The sequence below is a fragment of the Streptomyces sp. NPDC002463 genome, assembly GCF_042889835.1.
In the GTDB taxonomy this organism is placed as follows: Bacteria; Actinomycetota; Actinomycetes; order Streptomycetales; family Streptomycetaceae; genus Streptomyces; species Streptomyces nymphaeiformis.
The window spans coordinates 82,968-104,282 of the sequence record NZ_JBIARL010000014.1 but is presented as its reverse complement, the minus strand read 5'-3'; the positions used below and the strand labels follow the sequence as shown (position 1 = coordinate 104,282).

Below are 21,315 nucleotides of genomic sequence, written 5' to 3'. Positions count from 1 at the left end.
ACAGGGGTGCGTCGTCTTGTCGTGAAACCCGGTACGGCGCGTCTCGTCGGGGTGTCTCCAGGCTAGCAAAGAACGGGCAAAGGCCCTGGTGACTCCGGTCACCAGGGCCTTTCGCTCATTCGGTCCTACAGGTACAGCCCGGTCGAGTCCGTCGTCCCCTGGAAGCGGTCCGCGGCCACCGCGTGCAGGTCGCGCTCGCGCATCAGGACGTACGCGACACCCCGCACCTCGACCTCGGCGCGGTCCTCGGGGTCGTAGAGCACCCGGTCGCCGATCTCGACGGTGCGGACGTTCTGACCGACCGCGACCACCTCGGCCCAGGCCAGACGCTTGCCGACGGCGGCCGTCGCCGGGATCAGGATGCCCCCGCCGGAACGCCGCTCACCCTCCGGGGAGTCGGTGCGGACCAGGACCCGGTCGTGGAGCATCCGGATGGGCAGCTTGTCGTGCGTGTTCTCGCTCACCCTGTGAACCTACCTGCCCGGGCGTGTCGCCCGTAGCCGGGTCGGGTCACGCCTTGCGCCTGCGAGAGGACGAGACGATCAGGCCGACGACGGCGAGGGCCACGACGGCCGCCGGGACGACCCGCTCCAGGCGGGGCGCGCCGTCCTCGTGGGTGAAGCGGGCCTTCACGTCGGAGACGACCCGGTTGACGGCGACGAAGGCACGTCCGGCCGTCTGGTCGACGGACGCGGCGACCTTGGCCTTGGCGTCCCCGATGATCGTCTTCGGGTGCATCCGAATGCCGATCTCGTCGAGAGTGACGGCGAGCTGCTCGCGCCGGCGGACGATGTCCGCCTCGATCTGCGCAGGGGTCCTGGCATCCGACACCGCGCTGCCTCCGTAGTCGTAATCGGTCGTTGACGTTCAGTCTGTCAGCTCTGCCGCGATCGGGTCGCGCCAGACCCCCATGAGACCCCATTAGGCTCTGGAACGCGTACGCGAACATTCCGAGGAGAGCCAGCCATGAGCGAGCGACTGCAGCCCGGCGACACCGCCCCCGCCTTCAGCCTTCCCGACGCGGACGGCAACGAGGTCTCCCTCGCGGACCACAAGGGCCGCAAGGTCATCGTCTACTTCTACCCGGCGGCGCTCACCCCGGGCTGCACCAAGCAGGCGTGCGACTTCACCGACAACCTCGACGTCCTGGCCGCCGCCGGCTACGACGTCATCGGCGTCTCGCCCGACAAGCCGGAGAAGCTCGCGAAGTTCCGCGAGAAGGAGAACCTGAAGGTCACGCTGGTCGGCGACCCGTCCAAGGAGACCCTGGCGGCGTACGGCGCCTTCGGCGAGAAGAAGCTGTACGGCAAGGTGGTGACGGGCGTGATCCGCTCCACCGTCGTGGTCGACGAGGAGGGCAAGGTCGAGCACGCCTTCTACAACGTGAAGGCCACCGGCCACGTCGCCAAGATCATCCGGGACCTGGGTATCTGACCCTGCGCCTTATGGGCGCGGCGCCCGGCCAGTAGCATGGCCGGGCGCACGCCGGCGGCCGTGGTGGAATTGGCAGTCACGCTGGGTTTAGGTCCCAGTGGGGTAACACCCGTGGGGGTTCGAGTCCCCCCGGCCGCACTTACTCGACGAGTTCCCGCACCACCGGGACGAGGGCCCGGAACGCCTTGCCCCGGTGGCTGATCGCGTTCTTCTGGGCCGGGGTCAGTTCGGCGCACGTCACCTCGTAGCCCTCCGGCTGGAGGATCGGGTCGTAGCCGAAGCCGTTCGTGCCGACCGGGGCGTGGCGGAGGGTGCCCGGCATCCGGCCCTCGACCACCCGCTCCGTGCCGTCGGGCAGCGCCAGGGCCGCCGCGCAGGCGAAGTGGGCGCCTCGGTGGGCGTCGTCGATGTCGGACAGCTGGGCCAGGAGCAGGTTCAGGTTGGCCTTGTCGTCGCCGTGGGCGCCGGCCCAGCGGGCCGAGAAGATGCCGGGGGCGCCGTTCAGGACGTCGACGCAGAGGCCGGAGTCGTCGGCGACGGCCGGGAGGCCGGTGGCCTGGGCCAGGGCGTGGGCCTTCAGGAGGGCGTTCTCGGCGAAGGTGACGCCCGTCTCCCTGGTGTCGGGGACCTCCGGGTACGCGTCCGCGCCGACGAGTTCGAGGTCGAGGCCCGCGTCGGCGAGGATCGCGTGGAGTTCGGTGATCTTGCCCGCGTTGCGGGTGGCGAGGATCAGGCGCTGTCGGGTCATGCCCCGATTATCCGGGGCGGACCACCGGGATCAGCCCGGGGTGCAGACCTTGGCCACCTCGCCCGCCGCGTCCGTGATCGGCGTGATGTCCGGGGTCGTGTCGCCGTTCTTGACCGCCGTACGGACCGAGTCCACGCCCTTGGTGAGGTCGTCGACGGCCTTGGAGAGGTCGGCGTTGTCCGTGGTGTTCTTGATGTTGCCGAGCTCCGTGGAGATCGAGTTCAGGGACTCCTCGATCTGCGTCACGTCGTTCGAGGCGTTGGAGACGGCCTGCTGGAGGTTCTGGACGGACGTGGCTATCGCGTCGGCGGTGTTGACGCAGTCCATCGCCGTGTCGAGGGCTCCGCAGCCGCTCAGGACGGTGGTCAGCGCGGCGGCCGTGGCCGTGGCGAGTGCGAGACGGCGCTTCAAGGCGGGTCCTCCCCCAAATACGTACATGACATGCGGACGGGCGGGCGCCCGGATCGTATCCGGTGGCCCGCCCGTCAGGACGCAGCGAGGTGTCAGAGGGTTCCTTCGAGGGCCTTGCGCTGGATCTCGGCCAGTTCGGCGCAGCCGCCGGACGCGAGGTCGAGGAGGGCGTTGAGCTCCGTGCGGTCGAAGGGCTCGGCCTCGGCGGTGCCCTGGACTTCGACGAAGCGGCCGTCGCCGGTGCAGACGACGTTCATGTCGGTGTCGGCGCGGACGTCCTCCTCGTAGCAGAGGTCGAGGAGGGGGACGCCGCCGACGATGCCGACGGAGACGGCGGAGACGGTGCCGGTGAGGGGCTTGCGGCCGGCCTTCACCAGCTTCTTGTCCTGCGCCCAGGTGATGGCGTCGGCGAGGGCGACGTAGGCGCCGGTGATCGCCGCCGTGCGGGTGCCGCCGTCGGCCTGGAGGACGTCGCAGTCGAGGACGATCGTGTTCTCGCCGAGCGCCTTGTAGTCGATGACGGCGCGCAGGGAGCGGCCGATGAGGCGGGAGATCTCGTGCGTGCGGCCGCCGATCTTGCCGCGGACGGATTCGCGGTCGCCGCGGGTGTTGGTGGCGCGGGGGAGCATGGAGTACTCGCCGGTCACCCAGCCTTCGCCGCTGCCCTTGCGCCAGCGCGGGACGCCTTCGGTGACGGAGGCGGTGCAGAAGACCTTGGTGTCGCCGAAGGAGATGAGGACGGAGCCCTCGGCGTGCTTGCTCCAGGCCCGTTCGATGGTGACGGGGCGGAGCTGTTCGGGGGTACGGCCGTCGATGCGAGACATGGGACGAGCCTAGCCGGACATGGCGGAGGGCCCGTTCCGCCCGGGGGCGGGTGGCCCGTTCCCGGTATGACAGAAGGCCCGTCCCCCTGCCGGAACGGGCCCTCGTCGATGTGAGTCAGTGGCTCACATCAGGTCTTCGATCTCCGCGGCGATCGGGTCGGCGTCGGTGCCGATGACGACCTGGATGGCGGTGCCCATCTTCACGACGCCGTGGGCGCCGGCGGCCTTCAGGGCGGCCTCGTCGACGAGCGCGGCGTCGACGACCTCGGTGCGCAGGCGGGTGATGCAGCCCTCGACCTCTTCGATGTTGTCGATGCCGCCGAGCCCGGCGATGATCTTCTCAGCCTTGCTGGCCATGTGTTTCTCCCTGTCCGTTCCGTTCGCGAGAACGCGAATCTCGGCGCACCTGCGGTCCGCTTTGTCACGGTAACCCACGGTTGGCCCAACTTCGCGAGCGAGTGCCGCCGTTCTGCCGAATGATGACGATCACCGGCGGCCTGTCCTCAGCGGGCTCCCGGAGCCTACCGCAACTGGTCTACACCAGTCTGCAACGAGATGCGGGCCCGGCTTGTTCCGGGCAGGGAGGACGCCGATGAGCACCGACAGCCCCGCCGCGACACCGAAACCGGAACCCAGGCCGAAGAAGTCCGTGTCCTGGAACGGACTCTTCCAGGGCCTCCAGAAGATGGGCCGCAGCCTCCAGCTCCCCATCGCCGTCCTCCCGGCGGCCGGCATCATCAACCGCCTCGGGCAGCCGGACGTGTTCGGCGCCGACGGCCTGGGCTGGGACAACGTCGCGAAGGTGATGGCGGGCGCCGGCGGCGCGCTGCTCGACGGCAACCTCGGCCTCCCCCTGCTGTTCTGCATCGGCGTCGCGATCGGCATGGCGAAGAAGGCGGACGGCTCGACCGCGCTCGCCGCCGTGGTCGGCTTCCTCGTCTACTACAACGTGCTGCGCCAGTTCCCCGAGACCTGCCCGAAGGGCACGGTGGACATCAACGGCGGCTGCCTCTCGCCCGAGCAGGCCTTCAGCGGGTACACGTACCAGAACCCCGGCGTCTTCGGCGGCATCCTCATGGGCCTGATGGCCGCCTGGTTCTGGCAGCGGTACCACCGGACGAAGCTCGTCGACTGGCTGGGCTTCTTCAACGGCCGCCGACTCGTGCCGATCATCATGACGTTCGTGGCGATCGTCTTCGCCTCGCTGTGCCTGTGGGTCTGGCCGCCGATCGGCGACGGCCTGGAGAACTTCAGCGACTGGCTGGTCGGGCTCGGCGCCTGGGGTTCGGGCATCTTCGGCCTCGCGAACCGCGCACTCCTCGTCATCGGCCTGCACCAGTTCCTGAACGTGCCCATCTGGTTCCAGTTCGGCACGTACACCAAGCCGGACGGCACGGTGGTGCACGGCGACATCCCCATGTTCCTCGCGGGCGACCCGAACGCCGGTCAGTTCCTGACGGGCTTCTTCCCGATCATGATGTTCGCGCTGCCCGCCGCCGCGCTCGCGATCGCCCACACCGCGAAGCCGCACCGGCGGAAGGCGGTCAGCGGCATGATGCTGTCGGTCGCGCTGACCTCGTTCGTCACCGGCATCACCGAGCCGATCGAGTACTCGTTCCTCTTCATCGCGCCGGTGCTGTACGTGATCCACGCCGTGCTGACGGGCGTCTCGATGGCGCTGACCTGGGCGCTCGGCGTGAAGGACGGCTTCAGCTTCTCGGCCGGCCTGATCGACTACGTGATCAACTGGAACCTCGCGACGAAGCCGTGGCTGATCATCCCGATCGGGCTCGGGTTCGCGGTCGTGTACTACGTGATCTTCCGGTTCGCGATCACCAGGTTCAACCTCCAGACGCCCGGCCGCGAGCCGGACGAGATCGAGGAGGAGATCGAGCGGGAGAACGTCAAGTAGCTCCCTACCGGAACGTCGGGTAGCGCCTCGATCACCCTGAGATCAGCCTGCGACCGCACGGCGAGGCCTGACCGTTTTCGGGGCTTTCGGCCCCCTCGTAAGGCCCATGAAAGGCCCCCGGACCTGACCGTCCGGGGGCCTTTTGTCGTGCATTTCAGGCTATGGCCGAGTGCACAGAATTCGCAGGTTCCTTATCTAAGTCTCACGTGCTACAACTGGTCTACACCACTCATTGGTGTAGACCACGCGGTCCAGACCACCGCGTTCCACGAGACGCCGCCGTCACCCCCTTTTCCCACCTCTGGCGGCGCCTTGCCTTACTGGAGGAAGTTGATGAGTACGGCCACCGCCCAGGCCGCCGCTCCCGCGAAGAAGCGCGGATCCGGCCTGTTCCAGGGCCTGCAGAAGGTCGGTCGCAGCCTGCAGCTGCCGATCGCCGTTCTGCCGGCCGCGGGTATCTTGCTCCGTCTCGGCCAGGCCGACGTCTTCGGCAAGGACGGACTCGGTTGGGACAAGGTCGCCTCCGTGTTCGCCACGGCCGGCGGCGCGGTCTTCGACAACCTGCCCCTGCTCTTCTGCATCGGCGTCGCCATCGGCTTCGCCAAGAAGGCGGACGGCTCCACCGCCCTGGCCGCGCTCGTCGGCTTCCTGGTCTACAGCAACGTGCTGAAGGCCTTCCCGATCACCGAGGCCGTCGTCAACACGACCGCCAACAAGGGTGTCGACGTCGCCGCGACGTACAACAACCCGGGTGTCCTCGGCGGCATCCTGATGGGTCTGCTCTCGGCCGTCCTGTGGCAGCGGTTCCACCGCACCAAGCTCGTCGACTGGCTCGGCTTCTTCAACGGCCGCCGTCTCGTCCCGATCATCATGGCCTTCGTCGGCACCGCCGTCGGCGTCGTCTTCGGCCTGGTCTGGGAGCCGATCGGTGAGGGCATCTCCAGCTTCGGCGAGTGGATGACCGGCCTCGGTGCCGGTGGCGCCGGCCTCTTCGGCCTCATCAACCGCGCGCTGATCCCGGTCGGCATGCACCAGTTCGTGAACACCGTCTCCTGGTTCCAGATCGGTGACTTCACCAACGCCGCCGGCGAGGTCGTCCACGGTGACCTCAACCGCTTCTTCGCCGGTGACCCGAGCGCCGGAATCTTCATGTCGGGCTTCTTCCCGATCATGATGTTCGGCCTCCCGGCCGCCGCGATCGCCATCGCCCACGCCGCCCGCCCCGAGCGCCGCAAGGCCGTCATGGGCATGATGGTCTCCCTCGCGCTGACCTCCTTCGTCACCGGCATCACCGAGCCGATCGAGTTCACGTTCATGTTCATCGCGCCGGTCCTGTACGCGATCCACGCGGTCCTGACCGCCGTGTCCATGGCCGTCACCTGGGCCTTCGGCGTCCACGCGGGCTTCACCTTCTCCGCCGGCGGCATCGACTACCTGCTGAACTGGAACCTCGCGACCAAGCCGTGGATGATCATCCCGATCGGCCTCGTCTTCGCGGCGATCTACTACGTGGTCTTCCGCTTCGCGATCACCAAGTTCAACCTCCCCACCCCGGGCCGCGAGCCCGAGGAGGAGATCGAGGACCTCACCAAGGCGTGAATCCCGCCCGTACGCGGGAAGGGCCCCGGAACCTGGATGGTTCCGGGGCCCTTCCCGTTGCTCGGACCGCTTCTCAGATCTCGTAGACCGCGCCCGGCCGCGCCAGCTCCGACGGGCCCCCGTAGACCTCGCGCGCGTCCCGCAGGTTCTGCTCGGCGTCCGTCCACGGCGGGATGTGGGTCAGCACCAGGCGTCCCACCCGCGCGCGGGCCGCGTGCGCCCCGGCCTCCCGGCCGTTGAGGTGGAGGTCCGGGACGTCCTCCTTGCCGTGTGTGAAGGACGCCTCGCAGAGGAAGAGGTCGGCGCCGTCGGCGAGGTCGTGCAGCGCGTCGCAGACGCCGGTGTCCCCGGAGTACGTGAGGGCACGGCCGCCGTGCTCGACCCGGATGCCGTACGCCTCGACCGGGTGGCACACCTTCTCCGTACGGACCGAGAAGGGGCCGATCTCGAAGCTGCTGCCCGACTTCAGCGTGTGGAAGTCGAAGACCTCGCTCATCGAGCTGTCCGAGGGCGTGTCGGCGTACGCCGTGGTCAGCCGCTGCTCGGCACCCTCCGGCGCGTAGACGGGGATCGCGTCGCAGCGTCCGCCCTCGTGCCGGTAGTAGCGGGCGACGAAGTACCCGCACATGTCGATGCAGTGGTCCGCGTGCAGGTGGCTGAGGAAGATCGCGTCGAGGTCGTACAGACCGATGTGGCGCTGCAGCTCGCCCAGGGCGCCGTTGCCCATGTCGAGGAGCAGCCGGAAGCCGTCGGCCTCGACGAGGTAGCTCGAACAGGCCGAGTCCGCGGACGGGAACGACCCGGAGCAGCCGACGACGGTGAGCTTCATGGAGCGAGAACCTCCGTGGACGGGTGCGGAAAGCGCGCTGAGGGAGGGGAGGCTGTGCGGTCTGTCGAGCGTAAGGCGCACCCGGGCCCGCCGCTCCTTCGTGGTGGCCCGTTGTGGGCGAACTCACGGGCTCTGTCACCGGTTCGGATGGATGGCGGGGCGCGGCGGCGGGGTGGGACGCGCGCCGGTACCTTCTTGAGGTATGGACACGTCGTGGTGGCCCGCGCTGGTCGCGGTCGTGGTGATCGCGCTGGTGGTGGCGGTCGCCTGGGGGTCCCCCCGGACGAAGTCTGGGGGAGGGCGGAGGCGGTCGTCGCGGCGGCCGGCGGGTCGTACGCGGCCTCCGGGTCGGCCCGCGCCGCGGGGGCGGGTGCCGGAGCGGCTTCCGCGGGCCGGCGAGATCTGGTGGGCCGACGTGCCGTACGAGGACGGGCCCGGGTCCAAGGACCGGCCCTGTCTGGTGCTCGTCGTACGGGGGGACAGCGCGGTCGTCGTGAAGATCACCAGCAAGTACCACGACGAGCGGCCCGGGGTCATCGCGCTGCCGCCGGGGTCGGTGGGTGACGCCCAGGGGCGGCCGAGCTTCCTGGAGACGGATGAGCTGCGGGACGTGCCGGTGTGGGAGTTCCGCCGGAGAGTGGGGATGGCGGACCCGGTCGTGTGGGACCAGGTCCGCCACTTGGCGCGGTAGCGCGGGTGCGGGTTCAGGCTCGGGAGTCTGGGCGCGGCTTGGCGCGCCGTTCCGTTGTGCCCACGACTAGGCCCAGAGCTGGCCCTGGACCGCCTCGATCGCTTCCTCTGTCGTCTTGGCCGTGTAGAGGCCCGTCGAGAGGTACTTCCAGCCGCCGTCGGCCACGACGAAGGCGATGTCGGCGGATTCGCCGGCCTTGAGGGCCTTGTTGCCGACGCCGATGGCCGCGTGCAGGGCGGCGCCGGTCGAGACGCCCGCGAAGATGCCCTCCTGCTGGAGGAGTTCGCGGGTGCGGGTGACCGCGTCGGCGGAGCCGACCGAGAAGCGGGTGGTGAGGACGGAGGCGTCGTACAGCTCGGGCACGAAGCCCTCGTCGAGGTTCCGCAGGCCGTAGACGAGGTCGTCGTAGCGCGGTTCGGCGGCGACGATCTTGACGTCGGGCTTGTGCTCGCGGAGGTAGCGGCCGACGCCCATGAGGGTGCCGGTGGTGCCGAGGCCCGCCACGAAGTGCGTGATGGAGGGGAGGTCGGCGAGGATCTCGGGGCCGGTGGTGGCGTAGTGGGCGCCCGCGTTGTCCGGGTTGCCGTACTGGTAGAGCATCACCCAGGACGGGTTCTCGGCGGCGAGCTCCTTGGCGACGCGTACGGCCGTGTTGGAGCCGCCCGCGGCCGGGGAGGAGATGATCTCCGCGCCCCACATGGCGAGCAGCTGGCGGCGCTCCTCGCTGGTGTTCTCCGGCATGACGCAGACGATGCGGTAGCCCTTGAGCTTGGCGGCCATGGCGAGGGAGATGCCGGTGTTGCCGCTGGTCGGCTCCAGGATGGTGCAGCCGGGGGTGAGGCGGCCGTCCTTCTCCGCCTGCTCGATCATGTGGAGCGCGGGGCGGTCCTTGACCGAGCCGGTGGGGTTGCGGTCCTCCAGCTTCGCCCAGATGCGGACGTCGTCCGAGGGCGAGAGCCGGGGGAGGCGGACCAGCGGCGTGTTGCCGACGGCGGCCAGCGAGGAGTCGTAACGCATGTGGATCAGACCATGCCGCCGGCGACGGCCGGCAGGATCGTGACGCTGTCGCCGTCGGTGAGCTGGGTGTCGATGCCGTCGAGGAAGCGGACGTCCTCGTCGTTCAGGTAGACGTTGACGAAGCGGCGGAGCTTGCCGCCGTCGACGATGCGGGCCTCGATCCCGGGGTGGCGGGAGTCCAGGTCGGCGAAGAGCTTGCCGAGGGTGTCGCCGCTGCCCTCGACGGCCTTCTCGCCGTCGGTGTAGGTGCGGAGGATGGTCGGGATGCGGACCTCGATGGCCATGGCGTGGGCTCCTGTCGGAAGTGGCGTGATGGGCGCGCTTCTGTGGCCCCGCGCGGAGGGGGTCGTACGTTCGTACGTGAGGGCGCTCGGCCGGGGGCTCAGAGCGCCGCGCGTGCGGTACAGCGTGAAGTACAGATCGCGCTGGCGAGGCGGCACAGGTCGACGTGCAGGCGTGCCACGAGCAGGGTGGTGCTCGGAGTCTCTTCGCTCACGTCGTGGGAAACCATGGGCTCATCGTATCGATTCCCGGTCCGGGTTTCGGAATGTGATCTCACATGGTGGATGGTTTCTGACCGGCTGATGGACGACGCGGGCGGAGCGTCACCCTCCGCCCGCCTCGCGTCCTACTCGTACGCCTCGACGACCTTGACCTCCTCCTCCGTCACGACGCCCTCGACGATCGCGTAGGAGCGGAACTGGAAGGGGCCGGCGTCGTCGGTGTCGGCGGTGGAGACGAGGACGTAGTGGGCCTGGGGCTCGTTCGCGTACGAGATGTCCGTGCGGGACGGGTAGGCCTCGGTCGCGGTGTGCGAGTGGTAGACGATGACGGGCTCCTCGTCCCGGTCGTCCATCTCGCGGTAGAGCTTGAGCAGGTCCGCGGAGTCGAACTCGTAGAAGGTGGGCGAGCGGGCGGCGTTGAGCATCGGGATGAACCGCTCGGGGCGTCCGCTGCCGACCGGACCCGCGACCACGCCGCAGGCCTCGTCGGGGTGGTCCGCGCGGGAGTGCGCCACGATCTGGTCGTACAGGGCACGGGTGATGGTCAGCATGCCGACAGGATAAGCAGATAGGCCGTCCCGTACCGATAAGTGGTACGGAACGGCCCGAATGCTGAGAAGGTGCAGGTCAGGCGCGCTTGGCGAAGGCGGCGCCCTCGGGGTTGCGGGCCTTGAGGACCAGGTAGGAGACGGCGAGGACCAGGCCCCAGACCGGCGCGCCGTACAGCGCGACCCGGTTGTCCTTGTCCATGCCCATGGTCACGATCACCATGCCGATGAAGGCGAGCGAGAAGACGCTGAACCAGATGCCGCCGGGCGCCTTGAAGGAGGACTGGGGCAGCTCGCCGCGGTCGGCCTTGCGGCGGTAGCGGATCTGGCAGATCAGGATGACGATCCAGGCCCACATGCCGGAGATGGTGGCGAAGGAGACGACGTAGTTGAACGCGTCGCCGGGCCACTGGTAGTTGATCCAGACGCCGACCATCATCAGCGCGGCCGAGACCGTGGTGCCGACCAGCGGCGTGCCGGACCTGGTCAGCTTGGTGAAGACCTTCGGACCCTGGCCGTTGAGCGCGAGGTCGCGCAGCATGCGGCCGGTGGAGTACATGCCCGAGTTGCAGGAGGACAGGGCGGCCGTGAGGACGACGAAGTTGACGATCGCGGCGCCGATGCCGAGGCCCATCCGCTCGAAGGCCTCGACGAACGGGGAGACGCCCGGCTTGAACGCGGTCCACGGGACGACCGACAGGATCATGATCAGCGCGCCGACGTAGAAGACGGCGATGCGCCACGGCACGGTGTTGATGGCCTTCGGGAGGACCGTCTTGGGGTCCTTCGACTCGCCCGCCGTCACACCGACCAGCTCGACCGCGAGGAACGCGAACATGACCATCTGGAGGGTCATCAGGGTCGAGAAGATGCCGTCGTCGCCGGCGAAGAAGCCGCCCAGGTCCCACAGGTGGGTGACGGAGGCGGTGGCTCCGGCGTCGGAGAAGCCGAGGGTGAGGATGCCGGCGCAGATCAGGATCATGCCGACGATCGCGGTGACCTTGACCATGGAGAACCAGAACTCCAGCTCACCGAAGAGCTTCACGGAGATCAGGTTGGCGGCGTAGAGGATCACGGTGAAGACGAGGGCGGACAGCCACTGCGGGATGTCCCACCAGTACGTCATGTAGGTCGCCGCGGCGGTGACCTCGGTGATGCCGGTGACGACCCAGAAGAGCCAGTACGTCCATCCGGTCGCGAAGCCCGCGAACGGGCCGATGAACTCGCGGGCGTACTCCGAGAAGGAGCCCGACACCGGGCGGTACATGAGGAGCTCGCCGAGCGCCCGCATGATGAAGAAGATGACGAGGCCCGCGATCGCGTACGCGAGGATCAGGCTCGGTCCCGCGATGGAGATGCCCTTGCCCGCACCGAGGAAGAGTCCGGTGCCGATGGCGCCGCCGATGGCGATCATCTGGATCTGGCGGGCGCCGAGTGCCCGGTGGTAACCCTCGCCCGAGGCGGAGTCCGCGGCCTCATTGCCGTCGTGCTGCTGATCGACCTGCACTGAGGTCATGGTGGTGCCCCTTTCTCCATGCTGATCCGCGCGACTGCGAGTGCGTCTGCTGCGGATCAGTTCCTGATCCCCCCGGATATGGATGGAGTGCTACCGGCGGTCAGCCGGCCCAAGCGCCCTCGGGAACAGGGGTGGCGTGCCCGAGTGGTCGTGAAGATTTATCACGGGGTGGGGGGTGATCGACGGAGTTGTGTGTGGCGCACGCCACAAAATAACGGGGTTAAAAGGCGCACAAGACAGCAAAGCGGACGCTCTCATAACGCATTCGTTATGCGGATTTGAGCGTCCGCTGAGCGAACAGCCGGAAGAGTCGGCGTGGACTCAGGGCATCAGGGTCGCGACGAGGGACTCCTGGAGCGCACCCAGCCAGAGGTACGCCATCACCATCGGCTTGCGCGGGTCGGAGTCCGGCAGCCGGTACAGCTCCTCGCTCTGCTCGTCGTCCGTGACCTCCAGGCGGGTCCCGATGGTCAGCCGGAGGTCGTTGAGCGCGCCGAGCCAGGCCCGGGACTCGTCCGGGGTGAGCTTCAGGACCGCACCGCCCTCCCCCGCCGCCTCGGTGGACAGGGAGTCGAGGGCGCGGACGACCGCGAGGGCGTCCTCGCGCTTGCGGGCCCGCAGGTCGTTCTCGGTGTAGCGGCGGAAGTCGGAGGCGGCCGCCCGCAGCTCCTCGCTGTCGTCCCCGTACGCGTCGGGGAAGAGGCGCCGGAGGGCGGGGTCGGACGGCGGCTCGCTGGGCCCCTCGGCGAAGAGCGCGGCCAGCGGGTCCGCGTCGGCGGCGGGCTCGTCGCCGGGGCCGATCAGCTCCATGAGCTGGACGGCGAGGGAGCGGAGGATGGAGATCTCGACGTCGTCGAGCGCGACGGCCGCACCGCCGCCGGGGAGCGTCTCGAAGTGCCCGGCCATCAGAAGCGGTCCTGGGAGAGGGTCGCCCACAGGCCGTAGCCGTGCATCGCCTGCACGTCCCGTTCCATCTCCTCGCGGGTGCCGCTGGAGACCACCGCGCGGCCCTTGTTGTGCACGTCGAGCATCAGCTTGTGCGCCTTGTCCTTGGAGTATCCGAAGTACGACTGGAAGACGTACTCGACATAGCTCATCAGGTTGACCGGATCGTTGTGCACGAGGGTCACCCAGGGCACGTCGGGTTCGACGACCGCGGAGACCTCCTCGGCCGATTCCGTACGTTCGATCTCAATAGGCGCGACGCTCACTCACCCCATGTTGTCACCCCTGGGGGCCGGTCGCGCAAACGGGGCACAGCACATGCACCCCTTACAGCCCCACGACGACCGCACTATTCGTCACTCTGACGATTTCTGCGCTAGCATCGCCGACATGAACGCTGCGGACCTTGGGCTGCCGGTGGACGTGCCGTCGACCGCGCTCTTCACCGATCAGTACGAGCTGACCATGCTCCAGGCGGCCCTGCGGGCCGGCACCGCCGACCGGCGCTCCGTCTTCGAGGTCTTCACCCGGCGGCTGCCCGAGGGGCGGCGCTACGGCGTCCTCGCGGGCATCGGCCGGGTCCTCGACGCCGTCGAGAACTTCCGGTTCGACCCCGCCGTCCTGGGCTTCCTGCGCGAGCACGGCATCGTCGACGAGCCGACCCTCCAGTGGCTGGCCCGCTACCGCTTCTCGGGCGACATCTGGGGCTACCCCGAGGGCGAGGTGTACTTCCCCGGCTCCCCCGTGCTGCGCGTCGAGGGCTCCTTCGCGGAGTGCGTGCTCCTGGAGACCGTGATCCTCTCGATCCTCAACCACGACTCGGCCATCGCGGCCGCCGCCTCCCGCATGTCGGCCGCCGCCGGCGAGCGGCGCCTGATCGAGATGGGCGCCCGGCGCACCCACGAGCTGGCGGCCGTCGCCGCCTCCCGCGCCGCGTACGTCGGCGGCTTCCAGGCCACCTCGGACCTCGCCGCCGGCTTCCGCTACGGCATCCCGACCGTCGGCACCTCCGCCCACGCCTTCACCCTGCTCCACGACAGCGAGCGGGACGCCTTCCGGGCCCAGGTGGAGACCCTCGGGCGCGGCACGACCCTGCTCGTCGACACGTACGACGTGGCCGAGGCCGTCCGCACCGCCGTCGAGGTCGCCGGGCCCGAGCTCGGGGCCGTACGGATCGACTCCGGCGACCTGCTGCTCGTCGCCCACCGGGTGCGGGCGCAGCTGGACGAGCTCGGCGCCCGGAACACCAAGATCGTGGTCACCTCGGACCTCGACGAGTACGCCATCGCCTCGCTCGCGGCGGCCCCCGTCGACGCGTACGGGGTGGGCACGCAGCTCGTCACCGGCAGCGGCCACCCGACCTGCTCCATGGTCTACAAGCTGGTCGCCCGGGCCGCCTCGGCCGACCCGAAGGCGCCCCTGGTCCCGGTGGCGAAGAAGTCGCTGGGCGGCAAGGCCTCCGTCGGCGGCCGCAAGTGGGCGGCGCGCCGGCCCGACGCGGCCGGGGTCGCCGAGGCGGAGGTCCTGGGCACCGGACCGGTCCCGCCGGAGCTCGCCGACCACCAGCTGCTCGTCGAGCTGGTCAAGGGCGGCGACGTGGTGGCCCGGGAGCCCCTGGAGGCCGCCAGGAACCGGCACATCGCGGCCCGTGCGGGGCTGCCGATGTCGGCGATGCAGCTGTCGCGGGGCGAGCCGGTCCTGCCCACCGAGTACGCCTAGGGCCTGCCTTTCGGATCAGGCCCCGCGAGCCCGGCATGATCCGAAAGACAGGCCCTGGCACTCCTCGGGGACGCCCCCTCCCGATGGGAGGGGGAAGTCTCTAGGCTCGAACCCACCCCTCCCCGACGCGCTAAGGACACCCGCCATGCACCGCGCATTGATCGTTGTGGACGTTCAGAACGACTTCTGCGAGGGCGGCAGCCTCGCGGTGGCCGGCGGCGCGGACGTCGCCGCCGCGATCACCGACCTGGTGGGCCAGACGGCGGGCACCTCCTACCGGCACGTCGTCGCCACCCGCGACCACCACGTCGACCCGGGCGCGCACTTCGCCCCGGCCGGCGAGGAGCCGGACTACGTGTCCTCCTGGCCGGTGCACTGCGTGGCCGGCACGGAGGGCGTCGGCTTCCACCCGAACTTCGCGCCCGCCGTCGCCAGCGGGGCGATCGACGCCGTCTTCGACAAGGGCGCGTACTCCGCGGCGTACAGCGGCTTCGAGGGGCGCGACGAGAACGGCAGGACGCTCGCGGAGTGGCTGCGCGGGCGGGACGTCACCGAGGTCGACGTGGTCGGCATCGCCACCGACCACTGCGTCCGGGCGACCGCCCTGGACTCGGCGCGGGAGGGCTTCCGGACCCATGTCCTGCTCGACCTGACGGCCGGCGTGGCCAGGGAGACCACGGAGCGGGCCCTGGAGGAGCTCCGGGCGGCGGGCGTGGAACTGCGGGGCGAGCCGGTCGTGGCGTAGCGCGCCCGGCCCGGCCCACGGGCTCAGATCGCGGGCGCCGCCGGGAGGGGGCTCTACGCGGCCGGTTCCTTCGGGAGGAACCGTGCGGGGTGCCACAGCTCGTGTGGGGTGGATCTCCACAGCAGGCCGTCCGGGTGGTGCAGGACGGCGGTGATCTCGTCCGAGGTGGGCGGCTCGGAGTTGCCTCGGAGGTAGACCGCCCGCAGCCCCAGGTTCCGCAGTCGGGTGAGGGCGCGGGCACGGTTGGCCGCGTGGACCAGGAAGCGGACGGTGGCGCCGTCGCCGGCGGGGCTGGGCAGCCCTATGGCGACGACCACACTGCCTCCCGGCAGTTTGCAGAACCCTCCGTTGGGCATGCGGAACCACTCCCCCGTGGATCGGATGTCAATAAGAACTGGTCAGACGCACCTAAACACGAACGGCCGCCGCCCGCTAGAGGGCGACGGCCGATCATGCTTTGACCTGCGGTTTTACAAATTACTTGGTCGAGGGACCGACCTGAACCGTGATCGTCTGGCCATCCTTCGGCTCCTTGACGACCTGGATCTTGGTGTTGGTGTCAGTTACCTGGACACCCGCACGCGGGTTCTCGGCGAACCAGTAGACGCCCTTGCGGTCGTCGAAGGTCGGGTTGCCGGCCTGGGACGGGACCCAGGTGGCGACACCCTTGTTGTGCAGCTGGAAGCCGTCGGTGCGAGCGATCGTGAACGGCGAGTCGTACCCCTGGACGCGGGCGCGCATCAGCGTGCCGTCGGACCACTTCAGCGGGCTCGGGTGCGAGTCGATCGGGAGGATCCGGCCCACGCCCGGGTGCTTGGAGGTGTTGTTGTCCTTCTGGGACAGGTCCCACTTCCAGATGAGCAGGCCGTTCTGGTACGCGTAGTGCTCGACCCAGCTGGCCTTGTCACCCGTGAAACCGAAGTTGTACGGGCCGGTCTTGAGGGTCTTGTCGTACGAGACGTACTGGCGGTTCTCCGCGATGTAGTACTGCTCGTACTCCTTGCTGAAGCCCTTCGCGATCCGCGAGAAGCCCTTGGCGACCCAGCCGTTGTCACCGTTCTCGGCGCCGTCCGAGAAAACGGGGGCACCGTCGGCGGTCAGCGTGATGGCGTCGGCCGTGAAGCCCTTGCCGCCCGCGCCGCCGTCCGTCTGGTAGCGGAAGCGGAGGTCGAACTTCTTGCCCGCGTAGGCGCCGAGGTCGTACGACAGCTTCTTGTGCCCGCCGGAGACGTCGGTCAGCGACGGGGCGCCGCTCGCGTCGCGCGGCAGGGCCACGCCGTCGGCGGTGCCGTCGAGGGCGGTCCAGTTGGCACCGCCGTCCGTGGACACCTCGGCGTAGAGGAAGTCGTAACCCTTCTCGATGTCCCACCAGCCCTGGAGGTCCAGGGAGGCCGAGGACTTGCCCGTCAGGTCGACGGAGCGCGTCAGGGTGTTCTTGAGGTCGTCACCCATGTTGCTCCACCACTGCGAGGCGCCCTCGGCGGGGGCCACGACGTCGGTGGTGACGGACTTCTTCGGCAGCTCGACGACGAGCGCCTGCGGGTTCTTGGTGTTGTACTCCGAGACGCCCAGCTTGTGGGTGGTCTTGGTGCCACGCTGCCAGTCGTTGACCTTGGCGTAGTTCAGCCAGCCGAGCTGGAGCTTGTCCCAGGCGCTCATGTCGCCGGGCAGGTCGCCGATGGCGTCCTTGCCCTCGCCGAGCCACGAGCCGGAGGACATCAGGTCCCAGAACCCGGTCGAGTTCTCGCCGCCGGAGGTGTCGTAGTTGTCCGGCAGGCCCAGGTCGTGGCCGTACTCGTGGGCGAAGACGCCGAGGCCGCCGTTCTCCGGCTGCATCGTGTAGTCGCCGACCCAGATGCCGGTGTCGCCGATCGGGGTGCCGCCGGCCTTGTTGTTCGCCGGACCGGTCTTGCCCGCGTCGGTGCCGTAGGCGTACCAGCGGTGGGCCCAGAGGGCGTTCTTGCCCTCGGCGCCGCCGCCGGCCGACTCGTCCTCGCCCGCGTGCACGAGCTGGAAGTGGTCGATGTAGCCGTCGGGCTCGTTGAAGTTGCCGTCGCCGTCGAAGTCGTAACGGTCCCACTGGTCGTACGAGGCCAGCTGGGCCTTGATCTGGGCGTCGGTCTGGCCCTTGGCCTTCTGGTCGGCGACCCAGGCGTTGAGACCGTCACGGACGGTGTCCCAGACGTTGATGCAGTTGGTCTCACCGCACCAGTTCGAGCCGTAACGGGCCTCGTTGTACGGGACCTTGACCCAGTCGGAGACGGCGCCGTCGACCGAGTAGCGGCCGGACGAGGTCTTCTCGTAGAAGGTCTTCAGGGAGTGCTTCGGCTTACCGGCGGCGTCCTTGCCGGTACCGAAGTACAGGTCCTGGAAGTGCTTCTGGTTGTAGTCCGCCTGCCAGGCCGTGGAGTTGTCGTGCGCACGGTCGGGCTGGGCTATGGAGTTGTGCAGCGGGCCGGGCGTGCCGCCGTACTTCGGCTTGAGCTCGGGCGTGTCGTCGTCCTCGCGGTCGACCAGGGTGGTGTTGTCCACCTGGTCGCCGAACTCGACGAGGATCGTGAAGATCTTGTCGGTCTTCTCGCGGGCGAGCTCGACGTACTTCTTGTTGTCGAGCTTGACGACCTTGGAGCCGCTACGGCTCTCGACCTTGGCGTCGCCGTTGAGCACCTGCTCCAGGGCAGCCTGGCGCTGCTGCTCCTGCTGCTCGCTGAAGGGGCCGTCGAGGTCGTGGTCGACCGTCGTCTTGTCGACGGTCTGGATGCCGGCCGGCGTCACGCTGCCGTGGTTGTCGGCCCAGGCGGTGGTGAAGGTCGAGGCGGTGGCGGCGGTGGCCGCGAGCGCCACGACGACTGCGGACGCTCTGATCGCCCGTCGTCTGTTGGTCACTTGATGTTGTCCTCCCCGGCGCCCGCGCTCTCGGACCGAAGGTGGGGTGTCCGTCCGGCGGGGTCGCGCGTCACAAGTGACGACATTCGACCGGAGTGGGGCCAGAAAAGACAGATCTTGACTTGAACGGGTCAAGTGCACTATGCAGGATCGAGTTTCCGATTATCGAACACTCAGTGGGCGCACGGTGAAGGAGAATTGGCGATTTCGTGACCCCGTGCGCCCCCCGTGCACCGGCAACGTGGGTTAGGTCACGCTTACCTGTCACACCCTCCGGGCATCCACCGTCGTAGAGTCGAACCGAACTCGAGGGGCGGTACCCGTCATGCAGCGTCCGAACGCCGCACAGCTCACCTACGGTTCGGCCACCGTCGTCCTCACGACCGTCGCCCTGCTGCTGCTCTCCGGTACGACGACGACCCTGGGCATCGCGGTGATCTGCGCCGCCGGCCTGCTGCTCGGCGCCCTCGTTGCGGTGACGATGCCGGGACGCGAGCGGCCCGTCAATACCCCTGTGAACGAAGAGATCCGGGTGCCGGCCCAGCGCGTGGGCGCGGGGGCCGAGACCCGGATCGGTTCGTGACGCTTCGTCCCTTGCCCTCCTACCGGGGGACGGTGACGACCACCGTCTTCGCCGCCTTGTCGTGCAGACCCTGCTTGTACGGCTTGTCGAGCACGATCAGGATGAGGATCAGCAGCGGCCACAGGCAGGCGCAGCAGATCAGCGCGGGCAGCCAGAGCACGACGGCGCGCAGCAGCGACTGGCTCATCGGGGGCGTCGATCCGTCGTTGAGCATCGCGACCCGCTGCTTCATCAGCCGCTTGCCGATCGTCCGGCCGTCCTTGGCCGTCAGCACCGTGTCGTAGGCGACGTACGCGACGATCGTGATGAGCTGGAAGACGAGCTGGCTGCCGCCGTTGAGGCTGTTGACCGTGTTGTCGAAGCCGTTCCCGTTCTGCGTCGCGCGGTGATAGATGTCGAACGGGATGCCGATGATCGCGAGCGGCACCGCGACGATCACCCAGTCGATGAGCCGGGCGAGGACGCGCCGACCGGTCTCCGCGAGCGGCGGCATCCCGGAGAGCGGATCGGCCCCGCCGTAACCGCCGCCGTAGGGACTGCCGTACGGGGGCGGAGGCGGAGGCATGTTGTCGTACGGGGAACCGCCGCCGCCGTACGGGGAGCCGTACGGGCTCCCTGGCGGGGGGCCGCCGGGCGGAGGCGGCGGGCCTCCTGGCGGGGGTTCTCCCGGCGGCGGGCTTCCGCCCGGGGGTTGCCCTCCGCCCGGGGGTGGCCCTCCTCCCGGAGGTGGCTCCGACGGCGGGCCTCCCGGCGGCGGCTCCGGAGGCCTCTTGCTGAACGGGTCGTCCTCGGGCGGCTCGCCGGGCGGCGGCTGGTCGGTGCTCATGGGGGCAGTGCATCCCGGGGGCGACGGCCCCGCAAAAGATCGCAGCCCGTTCGGGGGACCTCCGGTCAGCGCGCCACGAAGGTGCGCGCCGCCTTGTCGTGCCAGCACTGCCGCCAGGGCCGGTCGAAGAGGCACCACAGGACGTTGACGACACCGATGGCCAGGAGCCCCAGGACGCTGTAGACGAGCCAGCGGCGGAGCGCCTTCCCGAACGTCGGCGGCTCGTGCGCCTCGATGTCCCGCACCTCGATCCCGCACAGCTTCTTGCCCAGGGTGCGGCCCCACTTGGCGGTGGGCAGCGCCTCGTACAGGATGCCGATCACGAACAGCGAGGCGAGCGCCATGCCGAACTGGACGGAGGTCGTCGAGTCGAGCAGCCAGACCTGGACGGTGGTGCCGGACTGCTTGGCCGCCTCGATCTTGCCCTCGATGTGGTCGATCGCCGCGGTCACGAAGGGCACGGAGGCCGCGCCGACCAGCGCGCCCAGGACGACGCTGTCGATCAGCCGGGCGACCAGGCGCCGGCCGAGCCCGGCGGGGCGGGCGGCGGACTGCGCGCGGGCCGCCGCCTGGAACACGTCCTCGACGGGCGGCTTCCAGGGGACGACCGGCTGCTGTTCCCGGGGCTGGGATTGGGGCTGGGGCTGGGGCTGCTGGGCCCAGGAAGGGGTGGGGACGGGGGCGGGTGCGGGTGCCGGGGTCGCTGCGGCGGGGGCCGGGGCCGGTGCCGGCTGGGGCTGCGCCTGGACGTGCGGCCGGGGTTGCGGCTGAGGCGTGGGCTGGGGGGCCGGGGCGGGCGTCGGAATCGGGGTGACCGGCATGCCGCCGAGGCGGGCCGCTCCCCCGGTCGCCCGGGGGTCCGGGACGGGCGAAGGGGCGGCGGGCCGCTCCTCCTCCGGCTCGCTCGCGCCCGCGACCGGCCACTCCGCCGGGGTGCGCGGGTCGGGCGTCCGGGGTGTGCCCCAGGAGACCTTCCGGTCGAGGTCGCCGCCGAATCCGGTCTGCCGGGAGGAGTCCGCCTGCCAGGCCGACGCGGGCTCCGGCGCGAGCGGCTCCTCGTCGAGGAAGACGGGCCCGGTCTCCTCCACCGTGGGGACGGGGACGGGGGCGGGCGTCGGTGTGGGGGCCTGGGCCTGGACGGGTACGTGCGGGGACGCCTGCACCTGCGCCTGCGCCTGCGCCACTGCGGGCGCGGAGGTCTGAACGGGCGCGGAGGCCACCGGTGTCGGGGCAGGGGTCGAGGCCGGGGCCGGGGCAGGGGTCGAGGTCGGGGCAGGGGTCGAGGCCGGGGCCGAGGCCGGGGCCGGGGCCGGGCTGGAGGCCAGGATCGGGCCGGCCGGGGTCGCCGCGGCGGGCGGCTGGGACGGAACCTCGCCGTCCGCGGGGGCGGGCCGGCTCGTGCCGGGCACCCACGCACCCCCGTTCCAGTACCGGATGTATCCGGGAATGGACGGGTCCGGGTAGTACCCCGCCTGCGGTACCTCTCCGCCGCCTCCAGGAGGAGTAGCCACTGCCCCGACTCCGTTCAGTCACAACGCCTTTGATCCGCACGGCCGCGCGCCGGGCGTGCCGCACCCAA

General features: G+C 69.8%; 25 protein-coding genes, 1 tRNA gene and 1 riboswitch. Of the genes, 8 read left to right on the top strand and 18 right to left on the bottom strand.

The window, feature by feature from the left end; genetic code table 11:
• Positions 1 to 5: 5 nt before the first annotated feature.
• Positions 6 to 77, bottom strand: a riboswitch (guanidine-III (ykkC-III) riboswitch).
• Between the two features lie 48 nt (positions 78 to 125).
• Positions 126 to 464, bottom strand: a complete 339-nt coding sequence (locus ACFYX3_RS27045; protein ID WP_116160781.1) for a co-chaperone GroES — start codon at positions 462 to 464, stop codon at positions 126 to 128.
• 46 nt (positions 465 to 510) lie between these two features.
• Positions 511 to 831 carry a DUF3618 domain-containing protein gene (locus tag ACFYX3_RS27040; protein WP_389018313.1) on the bottom strand — a complete coding sequence of 107 codons (321 nt, stop codon included), beginning with the start codon at positions 829 to 831 and terminating at the stop codon, positions 511 to 513.
• Positions 832 to 966: 135 nt separating this feature from the next.
• Here ACFYX3_RS27040 and bcp point away from each other — a divergent pair, with 135 nt between their 5' ends.
• Together bcp and ACFYX3_RS27030 are read left to right on the top strand one after the other, a co-directional pair.
• The gene (gene bcp / locus ACFYX3_RS27035; RefSeq protein WP_352028523.1) at positions 967 to 1,434 is read left to right on the top strand and encodes a thioredoxin-dependent thiol peroxidase; all 468 of its coding nucleotides are present in this window, start codon (positions 967 to 969) and stop codon (positions 1,432 to 1,434) included.
• 54 nt (positions 1,435 to 1,488) lie between these two features.
• Positions 1,489 to 1,572, top strand: a tRNA-Leu gene (locus ACFYX3_RS27030).
• Position 1,573: 1 nt separating this feature from the next.
• On the opposite strand, the gene rdgB is transcribed toward ACFYX3_RS27030, so the two are convergent.
• The 4 genes from rdgB to ACFYX3_RS27010 all read right to left on the bottom strand — a co-directional run bounded on the left by rdgB (position 1,574) and on the right by ACFYX3_RS27010 (position 3,774).
• Positions 1,574 to 2,182 carry an RdgB/HAM1 family non-canonical purine NTP pyrophosphatase gene (gene rdgB, locus ACFYX3_RS27025; protein ID WP_389018310.1) on the bottom strand — a complete coding sequence of 203 codons (609 nt, stop codon included), beginning with the start codon at positions 2,180 to 2,182 and terminating at the stop codon, positions 1,574 to 1,576.
• A gap of 30 nt (positions 2,183 to 2,212) precedes the next feature.
• Positions 2,213 to 2,620 (bottom strand): hypothetical protein, encoded by a 408-nt coding sequence (locus tag ACFYX3_RS27020; RefSeq protein ID WP_389018307.1) that lies wholly within the window; start codon positions 2,618 to 2,620, stop codon positions 2,213 to 2,215.
• A 65-nt stretch (positions 2,621 to 2,685) separates the two neighbouring features.
• Positions 2,686 to 3,417, bottom strand: coding sequence for a ribonuclease PH (gene rph, locus ACFYX3_RS27015; protein ID WP_116160775.1), 732 nt, complete (start codon positions 3,415 to 3,417; stop codon positions 2,686 to 2,688).
• Between the two features lie 123 nt (positions 3,418 to 3,540).
• Positions 3,541 to 3,774, bottom strand: a complete 234-nt coding sequence (locus ACFYX3_RS27010) for a PTS glucose/sucrose transporter subunit IIB (RefSeq protein ID WP_086831905.1) — start codon at positions 3,772 to 3,774, stop codon at positions 3,541 to 3,543.
• A gap of 235 nt (positions 3,775 to 4,009) precedes the next feature.
• Between ACFYX3_RS27010 and ACFYX3_RS27005 the strand changes: the two genes are divergently transcribed.
• Both ACFYX3_RS27005 and ACFYX3_RS27000 read left to right on the top strand, forming a co-directional pair.
• Complete coding sequence (locus tag ACFYX3_RS27005) at positions 4,010 to 5,329, top strand: PTS transporter subunit EIIC (RefSeq protein WP_382658895.1); 1,320 nt, start codon at positions 4,010 to 4,012, stop codon at positions 5,327 to 5,329.
• Positions 5,330 to 5,662: 333 nt separating this feature from the next.
• Entirely contained in the window at positions 5,663 to 6,928 is a 1,266-nt protein-coding gene (locus tag ACFYX3_RS27000; protein WP_041129430.1) for a PTS transporter subunit EIIC, read from the top strand.
• Positions 6,929 to 7,001: 73 nt separating this feature from the next.
• Here the strand turns inward: ACFYX3_RS27000 and ACFYX3_RS26995 are convergent, their stop codons facing one another.
• On the bottom strand, positions 7,002 to 7,757 hold the full coding sequence (locus tag ACFYX3_RS26995) for an MBL fold metallo-hydrolase (RefSeq protein ID WP_389018302.1): 756 nt from the start codon (positions 7,755 to 7,757) through the stop codon (positions 7,002 to 7,004).
• A gap of 202 nt (positions 7,758 to 7,959) precedes the next feature.
• Between ACFYX3_RS26995 and ACFYX3_RS26990 the strand changes: the two genes are divergently transcribed.
• Complete coding sequence (locus tag ACFYX3_RS26990) at positions 7,960 to 8,448, top strand: type II toxin-antitoxin system PemK/MazF family toxin (protein ID WP_389018299.1); 489 nt, start codon at positions 7,960 to 7,962, stop codon at positions 8,446 to 8,448.
• A gap of 66 nt (positions 8,449 to 8,514) precedes the next feature.
• Here ACFYX3_RS26990 and ACFYX3_RS26985 read toward each other — a convergent pair whose 3' ends face one another.
• From ACFYX3_RS26985 to clpS, 7 genes are all read right to left on the bottom strand, one after another.
• Entirely contained in the window at positions 8,515 to 9,465 is a 951-nt protein-coding gene (locus tag ACFYX3_RS26985; protein WP_389018296.1) for a PLP-dependent cysteine synthase family protein, read from the bottom strand.
• Positions 9,466 to 9,470: 5 nt separating this feature from the next.
• Positions 9,471 to 9,749 carry a MoaD/ThiS family protein gene (locus tag ACFYX3_RS26980; protein WP_116160770.1) on the bottom strand — a complete coding sequence of 93 codons (279 nt, stop codon included), beginning with the start codon at positions 9,747 to 9,749 and terminating at the stop codon, positions 9,471 to 9,473.
• 98 nt (positions 9,750 to 9,847) lie between these two features.
• A complete protein-coding gene (locus ACFYX3_RS26975) occupies positions 9,848 to 9,976 on the bottom strand; it encodes a putative leader peptide (RefSeq protein ID WP_312882985.1) in 129 nt (42 codons plus the stop codon).
• A 117-nt stretch (positions 9,977 to 10,093) separates the two neighbouring features.
• Entirely contained in the window at positions 10,094 to 10,519 is a 426-nt protein-coding gene (locus ACFYX3_RS26970) for a Mov34/MPN/PAD-1 family protein (protein ID WP_389018291.1), read from the bottom strand.
• Positions 10,520 to 10,595: 76 nt separating this feature from the next.
• The gene (locus ACFYX3_RS26965; RefSeq protein ID WP_389018288.1) at positions 10,596 to 12,032 is read right to left on the bottom strand and encodes an amino acid permease; all 1,437 of its coding nucleotides are present in this window, start codon (positions 12,030 to 12,032) and stop codon (positions 10,596 to 10,598) included.
• Positions 12,033 to 12,353: 321 nt separating this feature from the next.
• Complete coding sequence (locus ACFYX3_RS26960; RefSeq protein ID WP_389018285.1) at positions 12,354 to 12,938, bottom strand: DUF2017 domain-containing protein; 585 nt, start codon at positions 12,936 to 12,938, stop codon at positions 12,354 to 12,356.
• The gene (gene clpS / locus ACFYX3_RS26955) at positions 12,938 to 13,243 is read right to left on the bottom strand and encodes an ATP-dependent Clp protease adapter ClpS (protein WP_041129438.1); all 306 of its coding nucleotides are present in this window, start codon (positions 13,241 to 13,243) and stop codon (positions 12,938 to 12,940) included. Before clpS ends, ACFYX3_RS26960 begins: the two co-directional genes overlap by 1 nt.
• 124 nt (positions 13,244 to 13,367) lie before the next feature.
• On the opposite strand from clpS, the gene ACFYX3_RS26950 reads away from it, so the two are divergent.
• Positions 13,368 to 14,696: a nicotinate phosphoribosyltransferase gene (locus ACFYX3_RS26950; RefSeq protein WP_382658906.1), complete on the top strand. Its 1,329-nt coding sequence runs from the start codon at positions 13,368 to 13,370 to the stop codon at positions 14,694 to 14,696.
• 145 nt (positions 14,697 to 14,841) lie between these two features.
• Complete coding sequence (locus ACFYX3_RS26945; protein ID WP_389018281.1) at positions 14,842 to 15,441, top strand: isochorismatase family protein; 600 nt, start codon at positions 14,842 to 14,844, stop codon at positions 15,439 to 15,441.
• Between the two features lie 53 nt (positions 15,442 to 15,494).
• Here the strand turns inward: ACFYX3_RS26945 and ACFYX3_RS26940 are convergent, their stop codons facing one another.
• The gene (locus tag ACFYX3_RS26940) at positions 15,495 to 15,797 is read right to left on the bottom strand and encodes a hypothetical protein (protein ID WP_376584562.1); all 303 of its coding nucleotides are present in this window, start codon (positions 15,795 to 15,797) and stop codon (positions 15,495 to 15,497) included.
• 121 nt (positions 15,798 to 15,918) lie between these two features.
• Positions 15,919 to 18,327, bottom strand: coding sequence for an immune inhibitor A domain-containing protein (locus ACFYX3_RS26935; RefSeq protein WP_389018277.1), 2,409 nt, complete (start codon positions 18,325 to 18,327; stop codon positions 15,919 to 15,921).
• Between the two features lie 325 nt (positions 18,328 to 18,652).
• On the opposite strand from ACFYX3_RS26935, the gene ACFYX3_RS26930 reads away from it, so the two are divergent.
• Positions 18,653 to 18,910 carry a hypothetical protein gene (locus ACFYX3_RS26930; RefSeq protein ID WP_184929788.1) on the top strand — a complete coding sequence of 86 codons (258 nt, stop codon included), beginning with the start codon at positions 18,653 to 18,655 and terminating at the stop codon, positions 18,908 to 18,910.
• Positions 18,911 to 18,929: 19 nt separating this feature from the next.
• Here the strand turns inward: ACFYX3_RS26930 and ACFYX3_RS26925 are convergent, their stop codons facing one another.
• Entirely contained in the window at positions 18,930 to 19,736 is an 807-nt protein-coding gene (locus tag ACFYX3_RS26925; RefSeq protein WP_389018272.1) for an RDD family protein, read from the bottom strand.
• Between the two features lie 65 nt (positions 19,737 to 19,801).
• Positions 19,802 to 21,265 carry an RDD family protein gene (locus ACFYX3_RS26920; protein WP_389018673.1) on the bottom strand — a complete coding sequence of 488 codons (1,464 nt, stop codon included), beginning with the start codon at positions 21,263 to 21,265 and terminating at the stop codon, positions 19,802 to 19,804.
• Positions 21,266 to 21,315 lie beyond the last annotated feature (50 nt).